The sequence below is a fragment of the Pseudoalteromonas sp. Of7M-16 genome, from assembly GCF_022347805.1.
Taxonomy (GTDB): domain Bacteria; phylum Pseudomonadota; class Gammaproteobacteria; order Enterobacterales; family Alteromonadaceae; genus Pseudoalteromonas; species Pseudoalteromonas luteoviolacea_F.
In genome coordinates this window covers 59,008-70,909 of record NZ_JAKRFY010000001.1, presented here as the reverse complement: position 1 = coordinate 70,909, position 11,902 = coordinate 59,008, and the positions used below count along the sequence as shown (strand labels likewise).

General features: G+C 42.9%; 12 protein-coding genes. 8 read left to right on the top strand and 4 right to left on the bottom strand.

What is annotated here, in order from left to right:
- Window positions 1-97 precede the first annotated feature (97 nt).
- The 4 genes from MHN81_RS00370 to MHN81_RS00355 are packed head-to-tail and all read left to right on the top strand — an operon-like array spanning window position 98 to window position 3,311.
- Window positions 98-1,630 carry a hypothetical protein gene (locus MHN81_RS00370; RefSeq protein ID WP_023399874.1) on the top strand — a complete coding sequence of 511 codons (1,533 nt, stop codon included), beginning with the start codon at window positions 98-100 and terminating at the stop codon, window positions 1,628-1,630.
- Window positions 1,631-1,663: 33 nt separating this feature from the next.
- Window positions 1,664-2,062 (top strand): curli assembly protein CsgE, encoded by a 399-nt coding sequence (locus MHN81_RS00365; RefSeq protein WP_023399875.1) that lies wholly within the window; start codon window positions 1,664-1,666, stop codon window positions 2,060-2,062.
- Between the two features lie 2 nt (window positions 2,063-2,064).
- On the top strand, window positions 2,065-2,478 hold the full coding sequence (locus MHN81_RS00360; protein ID WP_023399876.1) for a curli assembly protein CsgF: 414 nt from the start codon (window positions 2,065-2,067) through the stop codon (window positions 2,476-2,478).
- On the top strand, window positions 2,478-3,311 hold the full coding sequence (locus MHN81_RS00355) for a CsgG/HfaB family protein (protein ID WP_023399877.1): 834 nt from the start codon (window positions 2,478-2,480) through the stop codon (window positions 3,309-3,311). The genes MHN81_RS00360 and MHN81_RS00355 overlap by 1 nt, the downstream gene beginning before the upstream one ends.
- Here the strand turns inward: MHN81_RS00355 and MHN81_RS00350 are convergent.
- The 4 genes from MHN81_RS00350 to yegQ all read right to left on the bottom strand — a co-directional run bounded on the left by MHN81_RS00350 (window position 3,277) and on the right by yegQ (window position 7,191).
- Entirely contained in the window at window positions 3,277-3,993 is a 717-nt protein-coding gene (locus MHN81_RS00350; RefSeq protein ID WP_023399878.1) for a response regulator transcription factor, read from the bottom strand. The two genes, MHN81_RS00355 and MHN81_RS00350, sit on opposite strands and share 35 nt — an antisense overlap.
- A gap of 228 nt (window positions 3,994-4,221) precedes the next feature.
- Window positions 4,222-5,373: a M23 family metallopeptidase gene (locus MHN81_RS00345; RefSeq protein ID WP_023399879.1), complete on the bottom strand. Its 1,152-nt coding sequence runs from the start codon at window positions 5,371-5,373 to the stop codon at window positions 4,222-4,224.
- 198 nt (window positions 5,374-5,571) lie between these two features.
- Window positions 5,572-5,829: a YfhL family 4Fe-4S dicluster ferredoxin gene (locus MHN81_RS00340; RefSeq protein ID WP_036976504.1), complete on the bottom strand. Its 258-nt coding sequence runs from the start codon at window positions 5,827-5,829 to the stop codon at window positions 5,572-5,574.
- A 3-nt stretch (window positions 5,830-5,832) separates the two neighbouring features.
- Window positions 5,833-7,191, bottom strand: a complete 1,359-nt coding sequence (gene yegQ / locus MHN81_RS00335) for a tRNA 5-hydroxyuridine modification protein YegQ (protein ID WP_023399881.1) — start codon at window positions 7,189-7,191, stop codon at window positions 5,833-5,835.
- A gap of 216 nt (window positions 7,192-7,407) precedes the next feature.
- On the opposite strand from yegQ, the gene ndk reads away from it, so the two are divergent.
- The 4 genes from ndk (at window position 7,408) to MHN81_RS00315 (ending at window position 11,902) form a co-directional block, all read left to right on the top strand.
- On the top strand, window positions 7,408-7,839 hold the full coding sequence (gene ndk / locus MHN81_RS00330; RefSeq protein ID WP_023399882.1) for a nucleoside-diphosphate kinase: 432 nt from the start codon (window positions 7,408-7,410) through the stop codon (window positions 7,837-7,839).
- Between the two features lie 190 nt (window positions 7,840-8,029).
- Complete coding sequence (locus MHN81_RS00325) at window positions 8,030-9,160, top strand: bifunctional tRNA (adenosine(37)-C2)-methyltransferase TrmG/ribosomal RNA large subunit methyltransferase RlmN (protein WP_023399883.1); 1,131 nt, start codon at window positions 8,030-8,032, stop codon at window positions 9,158-9,160.
- Between the two features lie 67 nt (window positions 9,161-9,227).
- The gene (pilW, locus tag MHN81_RS00320; protein WP_023399884.1) at window positions 9,228-10,907 is read left to right on the top strand and encodes a type IV pilus biogenesis/stability protein PilW; all 1,680 of its coding nucleotides are present in this window, start codon (window positions 9,228-9,230) and stop codon (window positions 10,905-10,907) included.
- Window positions 10,904-11,902 carry a RodZ domain-containing protein gene (locus MHN81_RS00315; RefSeq protein ID WP_239424752.1) on the top strand — a complete coding sequence of 333 codons (999 nt, stop codon included), beginning with the start codon at window positions 10,904-10,906 and terminating at the stop codon, window positions 11,900-11,902. The genes pilW and MHN81_RS00315 overlap by 4 nt, the downstream gene beginning before the upstream one ends.

The following is an 11,902-nucleotide window of genomic DNA, read 5'->3' as shown; positions in this document are numbered from 1 at the left end:
GGCAACGACGAATTTTCGCGCAGTTAATTTCAATAAATGTGAAGCATATCAGGTACTAAAACCAAAATTAAAACTCTAAAACACTAAGGAGAAAAGTGTGAAGTTTTCTAAATCATTAATTAGCTGCGCGTTGGCCGTTGCATTTACTCAATCAGTTGCAGCTCAAACGGTACAAGAGACAGGCAAAACACAATCTATTTCTAACTTGAGTCAAATAGAAAGAGGCCTGACATCAGGAAATTCGTTAACGCTCACACAAAACTCATCATTGGGCGGTAATTCACAGGTGAGTTTCCAAGAGGGGACAAGTAACCAGGCGAACGTAACTACAACTGGTAACTTCAATGAAACCACGACGAACCAAACGGGCACAAGCCACGCAATACTTGTAACAACAACGGGTGATAGCAATATTCAAAGCTATACCCAAGACGGTGACTCTCACGGCGTTGAAACAACGTTGACAGGTAACAGCAACCAACTTGCGGTGGCACAAACAGGTGAAGGTTACTTTGGTATCAACAATGAAGTTATCAATGTCATCAATGGTGATGAAAACGATGTACGCGTGTCGCAAAGCACTGGCGGTCATTGGATGTATAACAAAAACATGCAAGGCAACCAGAATACTGTCACAAGTACTCAATCAGGCAGTTGGCATGAAGTGCATTTGAATAATGTAACGGGTGACCAAAACGCCTTTACAATTGATCAAAATGGCGTATTCAATAAGGTAGAAATTGAAACACTCGTTGGTGATGATAATGATATTGAAGTGTCGCAAATAGGCGAGGATCACCGCATAGAAATTGGTCAAGTAACTGGCAATGACAATGACATTGAATTTGAACAAAGTGAAGGTAATGACAACACCATCAATGTTGCTGGCATTGTAGGTAGCGACAATGACTTACAGGTAGATCAAGAAGGCAACAAAATTAAGTTTGAAAGTGGCCTGTTCCAAGGAAGTGACAATGATGTCACTGTGACTCAACGAGGCGATGACTCCTCTGTCGGTGTAGATATTCAAGGTGATAACAACACTGTTACGAGTGCACAGCAAGCGCTTAATCAAGATGCGGGTCTGAACACGCTTTATGTCGGTCTAGCGGGCGACAATAACGAGATCACAACCATGCAAATTGGTGAGCAAAATGATGCCCACATTGCGCTCTTTAATGGTGATGACAACGACGTAGACCTTGTTCAAAACGGTAGTCAAAATGAGTTTTTACTACAATCCTCAGAGCCTGATCCAAGTATTGAAGCTAACAACAATGATGTAACTGTTGTACAAAATGACATTGGTAATAGCACTGCAATTACCATGGGATACGCGGTAGCAAGCTCAAACAACCAAATTGATATTGCACAAGCTGGTGAGCTCAACGTGATCGATTTATTGCTTGAAGGTGGCAATAACTCAATTGACTTAGCGCAAGATGGCAGCAATAACTTTGTTGCGGGTATTGAATCTGGCGGCTTTGTGGTAGCTGGCAATGACAATATTGTGTCTATCAGCCAAACAGGTAATGGTAACTTGGTTGAAGGTGGTGTTACTGGCAATGCGCAAACTTTGCGTATTACACAAATTGGTGACAATAACGTCGCGACAGTGACACAACAGTAATAATACAAGAGGGGGCTTTGCCCCCTGACTATTATGAAACACTTATTATGCATGTTGATACTGTTTGGCCTGTGTAGCACCTCAATTGCACAAACATCCAAACAGACTGAAGAAGTTGAATTAGGCGGCCTGGTTATGGACCAAAGTATTAGTCGCTTTGGTTATCAATTTTATTATGACTTCTCACAACTTTGGCGAGAACTGCCTAATACTTCTGGTGTAAATATCACGATAAAAGAAACTGTATTACCTCGTGCTGGTACTCGATTAGATGTGCGCATGAATCGTCGTTTAGTTTACAGTACGGCAATGGGACGTCGCGGGGGCCCTATGGATGAGCGAGTTGAAGCTGCGCTATTTGCGGTTATGGATGCCATGGCCAGTGATCGCTATCAACAAGGTTCTCCTGATTTAGCGGAAAGTGGATGGTAGTAATGAAAACAACAATATTGGTCTATTTATCTTTTTTCACTCTGAGTGCATCAGCAACGGAGATTGTTTACAAACCCATTAACCCTTCATTTGGTGGTAATCCACTAAATGCAAATATGCTACTCAATAAAGCCAATGCACAAAATAAACATCGTGCGCCAATTATCGAAAAGTCTTACGGAGAGCGATTTCAAGAATCGTTAGAGCGGACATACCTCAACCGTATGGTGCGAGAGATTTCTGACATGGCATTTGGCGACGATGTAGAAGACAGCATTTTTAATGAAGACTCAACATTTACAAGTGGCGACTATGAAATACAAGTAATCACGAGTACACCTGATTCAATAACGGTGCAGATCAAACATATCGATAATGGAGATACCACTATCATTGAAGTGCCGAGGTTTGGCTAATGTATAAAGTAGTTGCAGTATGTTGTTTAGTGTTCCTCGCTGGGTGTAGCAGTATTGGGGCTGTGTTACCGCCGGATCAAAGCTTGCCTGAAGCATTAGAGCAAAGCCATGAGTTTCAGTCGCTTAAAGCACTCCCCGAGCCGCGAGGTAGGATCCCTGTCGCAGTGTATTCATTTCGAGATCAAACTGGTCAATACAAACCAAAGGATAATGTCAGTTCATTCTCAACGGCAGTAACTCAAGGGGCCAACTCTATTCTGATGCAAGCATTACATGAAACAGAGTGGTTTATTCCGGTAGAGCGTGAAGGGTTGCAGAATTTACTAACAGAGCGAAAAATTACTCGTGCAGCAATGACAGATGAGCAAAAAAAATCAGCGCAGCTACCCCCTTTAACGATGGCAAAAATCATTTTTGAAGGCGGGATCATTAGCTATGACTCAAATGTAAAAACGGGCGGCTTAGGCATGGAGTATTTTGGTATTGGTGCTTCGGAGTTATACCGTGAAGACGTGATCTCAATTTATTTACGAGCTGTGGATGTGCGGACCGGTCAGGTATTATTGTCGGTTGCGACAACGAAAAAGGTGCTCTCAATGGAGGTGCGCGCTGGTTTTTTCCGCTATGTGAGTTACAAGCGACTGGCTGAAGCTGAAGCGGGTTTTAGTGAAAATGAGCCTATGCATATTTGTGTGACACAAGCTATTGAAAAGGCGTTAACTATGCTGGTGGAGCAGGGAATAGATAGGGGAGTTTGGGCAGCAAAAGAGCAAGCTATTGCTGCCTTACCAAGGGTAGTTAATGACGCTGTATTGAGACCGGAGCAGAGTTAAGAGGAATATGTTTTTGTGCCCAGTTTGCCAACTCTATACGATTGCGAGAGTTGGTTTTTTTAAAGGCGCTGTAAATATGGGTTTTGACGGTGTGGCTACTGATATTGAGCGAATCTGCTATATCGTCATTTTTCGCACCGCTGGCCAATAATTTAATGACTGATTTTTCCCGAGCAGTCAGCAACTCGAGTTCAGAGTCTTGAATATCCAGAGATTGTGGACGAGGGATATTGGGTATTTGTTGGATCAGTTCGTTAAAGGCCTGAGAGATAGAGGTGCGGCAAAACCACAATTCGCCATTAAGCACGCGTTGGATCCCTTTGAAAATATTTTCTGCTGACGTGTTTTGGTAAATTACGCCTTTAATTCGTGCAAGAAGCGCAGTTTGCTCATTAACTAAGCTCGGCTGAGCGTTAAATAACAATACATTTTGTTGTGCCGCCAAGGCACTGACTTCTGCACTAAGTAAATCTTGGCATTCTCGGTGGCTAATATCTACCAAGTATAAATGATGTTGTGCCCGTAGCGGTGTGTCAGGCAGGCGAGTATCTATTTTAATTTGATTACTGGTTGCTTCCAGTATTTTCACGAAACGGATAAATTCAAAGTCTTGAGTATCCGTTTTGTTGTGGGTTAAAACAAATAGACTAACTTCCTTGTTGCTAGTTTGAATCGCTTTCATGTTTTTAGACGACCTTTTATTGTTCCTATTACTTTAAATATACATATTTTTCACAATAAGTTTAGCTTTAATTTTCAATTTGCTGTGGCTGTATCATTATTTAGTTATAAAGTATGATTAAATGCTCTGAAGGAATTGGAAGGCATGTCAATTCAATTGGGCGGTTTACAATAAATGTTAGGCCGTTTGAGAATGCGGCCTAACAAGACAACTTAAAGTTTGTTTATCCTAGTGATAGAGTCTTGACCAAGCACATGTTTTATAACCGTTTTTCTCGAAGTAAAAACGGTAACAATTACCGTCATAGTTATAATTACCTACATCGATACGGTAGCCACTGATATAGGCGTTGTGTAAGGAGATAAAACGACCATTGTATAGGAGTGAAAAGTGGACATGTGGTCCGCTCGATTGTCCCCCTTGGCAAAGAGCCATATTGCGATTGTTTGCATATCTACCTAACCAATCACCCGCTGAAATATAGTCTCCAGTACTATATTGTAAGTTGTCCATATGGTAATACTGAGTCGAGTATCCGCTTGAGTGGGTGACTCTGATATTACATGCTGAATAACGTGTCACTTTTCCGCCATGGGCCGCCTGTACCCAAGGAGTGTTTGATCCCCAGCCACCAGAACCATTATTAAAATCAAGAGAAGAGTACGGGTAACCAGAGCCGGTATTGGAATGGGCACCGCCACTGTACCAAGCGTAACCTGAAGGCCAAGGTAAGTTCATTGAAAAGTTTACTTTAGGCGCAACAGATTTAGCTTCAAACCGAACTTGTTGAGGTGATAATAAATGTGTTGCAAAGGCGGTGCTGTAAAGCTGTGCTAAGGGAGCCAGAGCATTTGCGTCTCCCAATAGGCTTGATAGTGCCGCTGTCGCAGAGTTGCTGGTTACAGATTTATGCTTAGTTGCATACATTTCAAATGCGTAAAAACGTTGACTCAGTTTCAGTGCTACGTCTTCAAGTTGCGCTTCAAACCCGGTTTTATCGGACCAATTAGCGAAAGGTTTTGTTATAGCGGCCTTATTTGGTTGGCTAAGTACCTGACTGGCTTGCTCCATCAGCGCGAGAAGTAGTTTAGGGTTGATACTGGTGTACCCAGCCCAATGCAATAGGGCCTCTTGATGGTCGATGAGGTGTGGTGCGGTGCTGTATAACAGAGATTGCCAATCTTCATTGAGTAGTTCATCAGTAAAGATAAATTGTGACTCATCCACTTGGATCAGAGGGTTGATGGCCAATTGTTGGATCTGAGACTTTTCAAATTGAAAATCGGGAATATCTAGGTGCTGACCTTGTGCCTTAGTTTCTGAAGCTGTGAGTAAGAGTACCCCAAAGGTCGTGCCCAAGGTGATTATGTGTCGTTTCATGTTGTATCCTCTTGATTGTTTTTTGTACTGCTTTAACTTGTATATCGAGAAGTAATAAAATTGTAAAATAAGAGCTTTGACACTAAATCAGGTGGGCTGTAAAAAAATGAGTACAAATTGAACGAATAATCAATGAGGCTGCAATAATTGCGATGTAAAGACAAACACCTTCTAGATTGAAGGTGCTCGCCTCGTAATTTAAGTGTCTAGTTGCCCTGTCAAGCGTAAGTACTTTTCAGCTAGTGTGTCGAGGCTTTCTCGGTGATTAGGGTCTGGCTTTATGCAATCGATAGGGCAGACACTGACACAGGTAGGTTGGTCATAGTGACCAACACATTCAGTGCACTTATGGGGATCAATTTCATATATTTTATTGCCCATATAAATGGCCTGATTTGGACATTCAGGGTCGCACATATCACAATTGATGCATTTATTTGTGATGAGTAACGCCATCATTTAAGCCTTTTTAAATGGGTTTCTGGTATCTTCCTGAGTGCCCAGATTTCGCATCAAAATTGCATGGTCTAAATTAATGTTTTCTGGCAGCGGGATTTGCACGATATGCCCAGAGCCTTTGGCGTCATTGATGGTTTCGCCTTTTTTATTCTCCATGTGTTCAAGATTAAAGGCAATATTCCCCTGCGGTGTCATCAGCTCCAAGCTGTGGCCTGTGCAAAATTTATTTTTTACATCTATTTCGACCAATCCATTTTGATTGCGTCCGAGCACTTCGCCAACAAATTGTTGTTTGTCTGACACCGAGTGGCCGTATTCATAATTTTGATAGTCTTGATGGGCATGGCGTTTTAAAAAGCCTTCCGTATAACCTCGGTGTGCGAGGTTTTCTAAAGTCCGCATCAAATTAGGATCAAAAGGTTTTCCAGCCACCGCATCATCAATGGCTTTGCGATAAACTTGAGCCGTGCGTGCAACATAATAAAAAGACTTTGTTCGACCTTCTATTTTTAGGCTGTGGACGCCCATTTTCGTCAACTGATCAACGTACTGCACGGCACGCAAGTCTTTTGAGTTCATAATGTAGGTGCCGTGTTCGTCTTCGAAAGCTGGCATAAATTCACCGGGCCTGCCTTGCTCTTCTAACATAAAGACTTGCTCAGTTGGCTGTCCCTCGCCGAGCGTCGGGATCACATCTTGAGGGTTTACTTTGTGGACAACATCGCCAAGTTCGGATTCTTGACCTGGTTTAACGTCATAACTCCAACGGCAAGCATTTGTGCAGGTGCCCTGATTAGGGTCGCGTTTATTGATGTATCCAGAAAGTAAGCAGCGTCCAGAATATGCCATGCATAGTGCGCCATGGACAAACACTTCAAGCTCAGTATTTGGGCAAAGCGAGCGGATCTCAGCGATTTCTTCCAGTGATAACTCCCGTGACAAAATAACACGCTCAATCCCTTGACTTGCCCAAAAATTCACGGAGGCATAATTGACTGCATTGGCTTGTACAGATAAATGAATGGGCATGTCAGGCCACTTATCTCTCACCAGCATGATCAAGCCAGGATCGGACATGATCAGTGCATCTGGTTTCATTGCGATAACAGGTTCTATATCCCTTAAGTATGTTTTAACCTTGCTATTGTGAGGAGCGATATTGGAAACCACATAAAGTTTTTTGTTTTGCTGGCGGGCTTCATTTATACCTATCTCTAGGTTTGCCAAGTCAAATTCATTATTGCGAACACGCAAACTATATCTGGGTTGTCCCGCATACACGGCATCGGCGCCATACGCAAAAGCGTAACGCATATTCTTTAAACTGCCCGCGGGTGAAAGTAGCTCTGGTACAAACATATCTAAACCTCATACATTGAACTGGGTACAAACCAGCTGCTGGGGATATTAAAAAGCGGCGCAGTATAAGTGAGTTTTGCACGGTAGATTTTGACGTAGATCAGGTTTATCTCAGGGCTATAAACACGGTATTTCAACAAGGGTGTGGGCTTTTACGCATAAAGCGCGTATAATTCGCGCCCGTAAATATCAACAATTATTATTGGAGCTAAAAAGATGGCTTTAGAGCGTACTTTTTCAATCGTTAAGCCTGATGCGGTAGCTAAAAACCACATCGGTGCAATCTACAACCGTTTTGAGTCTGCTGGTCTTAAGATCGTTGCTTCTAAAATGGTTCACCTTTCTCAAGAGAAAGCTGAAGGTTTCTACGCAGAGCACAAAGAGCGTCCTTTCTTTGGTGCACTAGTTGAGTTCATGACTTCTGGTCCAGTAATGGTTCAGGTTCTTGAAGGTGAAGACGCTGTTCGTAAAAACCGTGAAATCATGGGTGCTACTAACCCTGCTGAAGCACTAGCTGGTACTTTACGTGCTGACTACGCTGATAGCATCGACGAGAACGCAGTACACGGTTCAGATGCAACTGAGTCTGCAGCTCGCGAAATCGCTTACTTCTTCAGCGACGAAGAAATCTGCCCACGTACTCGTTAATTTCGAGTTGAGCAGATGAAAAAGGGCTCTCGGGCCCTTTTTTAATCCCTTTAATAAACGTTGATCGTTTTGAAAAGCAATTGGGGTGTTTTTGAAAGCGATTACATCATTGCGATGTTTGATTGATTTTTGTACAATTGCGCGCTTTTATTTATGTTGTTCAATCCGTCACCTGAACTGAGGTTGTTTCATGGCCACGACTGAGAAAAAAATTAACCTATTAGATTTAAACCGCGAGGGGATGCGCGAGTTATTTGCTTCATTTGGCGAAAAGCCATTCCGCGCCGATCAGGTGATGAAGTGGATGTATCACTTTGGTATCGACAACTTTGATGATATGAGCAATATCAACAAAAAGTTGCGAGCAAAGTTACAAAGCCAATGTGAGATCAAGGCTCCCGAAATCTCAGTAAAACAAGTGGCCAGTGATGGCACGATAAAATATGCGATGATTTTGGAAGGTGGTCAGGAAGTTGAAACGGTCTGGATCCCTGAAAAGGATCGCGCGACTTTATGTGTGTCTTCTCAAGTTGGTTGTGCACTGGAATGTACTTTTTGTTCAACGGCGCAACAGGGGTTTAACCGTAACCTCAAAGTATCTGAAATTATTGGTCAGGTATGGCGTGTTGCCACAGACATCGGTTTGCACAATGGCGACAGCACCAAGCGACCTATCACCAATGTGGTAATGATGGGCATGGGTGAACCTCTGCTCAACATCAACAATGTGGTGCCCGCGATGGAACTTATGATGGATGACTGGGCATTTGGCCTGTCGAAGCGTCGCGTTACACTGAGCACATCAGGTGTTGTTCCTGCACTGGATATTTTAAAAGAGAAAATTGATGTTGCTTTGGCTATTTCATTACATGCGCCAAACAACCCATTGCGTGATGTACTAGTACCGATCAATAAGAAATATCCAATTGAAGAGTTCTTAGCGGCATGTCGTCGATATATCGATGGTTCAAAAGCAAATAAAGATGTCACGATCGAGTACGTGATGCTTCAGGGTGTCAATGATAGTACCGATCATGCTCATGAATTAGTACAAGTGCTCAAAGGCACACCGTCTAAAATTAACTTAATTCCATTTAACCCATTCCCGGGTAATGAATATGGCCGTTCAAGTAATAGCCGTATTGATCGCTTCTCGAAAGTACTACAAGCTGCTGGTCTGACATGCATTGTACGTCGTACCCGTGGAGATGACATTGATGCTGCTTGTGGGCAGTTAGTAGGGGATGTTGTTGACAGAACCAAACGCGTGGTCAGAAAGCAACAAAATCAAGATAATGCAATAGCAGTAAAAGTAGGCTAAAAAATAGATGAAACACAGTGGCTTTCAGGTAAGATAGAGTCACTGTGTCTTAGCAAAAAGGTGGTCAATGCCTGCTTTAACGGATGGTTTACTCACTCAATTCGCGTGTAGTGTGCGTCGGCGTTTGCTGCTCGGTGCAAGCTGTGCTGTCATTTTGACCAGCCTGAGTGGCTGTGTAACCGAAACACGATATGCCAACAGTAACAAACCCGTAGTGCAAAAAAAGACCAGTGGCCAAGATGCGGCAAAAACCCGTATTGCACTGGCGCTTCAATATCTTAATGCGGGTAATAACACACAGGCAAAATATAACCTTGACCGGGCTTTAAATCTTGCGCCCAAGCTACCAGAAAGTCACTACGCGCTGGCCTATTACTTTGAACAAGTTGGCGAAAACGAGAAAGCGCAAAAAGCGTACATTGCGGCGTTGGAGTACGGGCCAAATGATCCTAATACACGTAACAACTATGGTACATTTTTGTGTCGTATTGGAGAGTTTGACGCTGCGACTGAACAATTCTTTAAAGCGATAGATATTCCAAGTTACTTGCGCGTAGCGGAAAGTTACGAAAATCTTGCTTTGTGTTCGCTGCGTCAAGACAACTTTGAGTTAGCACTTGAGTATTTAAAACGCGCCCTTGATCACAATTCTCAGCGCCAGTCGGTATTAATTTTAATGGCGAGTGTTTTTTATGCCAAGAGTGAACTACACCGAGCTGAAGATGTTTTAAAAGTTTATGCTGATAAAGGGTTTGTGTCACCAAGAGGCATGTTGTTAGAGCACCTGCTGTCAGCCCGAATGGGGCGTTTACAGTATGCACAAGAGTTAGAGACGTTGTTATTACAAACTTATCCAAACTCTCTTGAGGCCAGACTTGTCCTTAATAACACCTTGCAACTCAGCGAATTTGAGCAACTCAAAGAACAATACAGAACAGCCCAGTTAGATAAAATAACCCAAGCAGACGAAAACAGAGTCGTTGCAAATCCGCAAATCAAGATCAAGCGCAAAGTTCCTAGCTCGAATAAAGTTGCCAACACGACAAAAGAAAATACCAGTAGGGCAGAGCGCAATCGTTCGTTATTGCGCGATGGGCAAAGCAAGAACTTACACACTGTAAAGGCTTCGGATATTGAAGCTAAGAGCAGTGCGCAACGAGAGCCACAGCAGAAAACGTTCACGAATGGTTCACCTGTGGTGCGTACATTACCCACTCTTGATGAAACAACGTTAGAAGAGGTAGTTGTTACCAATCCAACAGAAGAGTCCAAAGTACGTTTTACAACCAGTCAGAAGCCAGATACTCCTGAGCAAGTTGTGTTCCATCGTATTGACCCCAGTGAGATTCGGTTTACTGAACAAACACCTAGTGTAGATTTAAGGAACGATGAAAATTTGGGTAAAATGTTGAATGAAGAAGTGTTGATTCCTCAAGTGCCTACCCATCGTATGGAAATGGGGGAAAACCTGTTCAGCTTGTCAGTTAAATATAATATTAAGCTAGAAAAGTTGCTAAAATGGAATGCGTTGAAAAAGTCAGATCGACTGGCGATTGGACAAGTTGTGTTTTTAAATAATCCTAATACAACTCATGCGATTGCTAAAGGGGAGTCATTATTTGATATTGCTATGAAGCATAAGTTATTAATTGATGATTTGATGCGCTGGAACAGATTAACGCCTGATGTTGCCCTGACGCCCGGGCGACATATTTTAATAGTAGATCCCAATAACTATATTTTATGAATCAAGAAGAGAATGAAACAACGACTGAGTCATTGTCACTCGGTCAGACCCTTGCACATGCCAGAGCTGAGCAAAATCTCAGCTTTGATGATATTGCTGCACGGCTAAAATTAAACCACAGTCAAATCACTAAACTTGAAAATGATGAGTACCAAAGTTTAGGGCCCGAAACATTTGTACGTGGATATGTTAAAAGTTACAGCGCACTACTTGGTTTAGATAGTGAGCAAGTACTTGCTTTGTATGAAACCCCAGAGGTTCCAGAACAAAAGCGAAATATGAAAAGCTTTTCAAGGCGCACTGAAAAAGAGGCTAACGACAACCGCCTGATGGTTGTCAGTTACTTAGTGCTGCTAGTATTTGTTGGCCTGTCAGCATTTTGGTGGTGGCAAACAGCAAGTAATTCTGAAAGCTCCGAAGAGATCAGCGGATTAAATGAAGCGATCACCGCACCAGAGACGACACCGTTGCCTTTGGCGACTAATGGTGATGCGTCACACGCCTTAGAATCAAATATAGCGAAAACTGATGTTTCGGTTCAAACGGCCAGTGATGAATTTCGAGAGCAGCAGCCAAAAGATGAATCTGTGTTGGCTCAAAACACAGAAGTTACATCCGATAAACTCGCAGTGGAGCCCGCAACAAACGATGTGAGTAAAGCAGTTGAAGCATCACCTACAGCATCAGCTCAACAAAGCGAGCCTGTCGCGGAGCAACCCGAGGCTGCAATATCGTCAGAAGTGCCTGAAACAAGCACTGTTGTGATGTATTTCGAGCAAGATAGCTGGGTAGAAATTTTTGATGCAACGCAGGAACGTGTTGCATTTGGTGTAAAAAAAGCAGGGTATACCATGACAGTTACTGGCCTTGCGCCGTTTTCTGTCGTTTTGGGTAAGCATCAAGTGGTGAGTATTGAATTGGATGGTCAGCCAATTGATATCTCGGGGTTGCCTCGAAACCGCTTAGCAAAGTTTAAATTACCGTTAGCAGAGTAG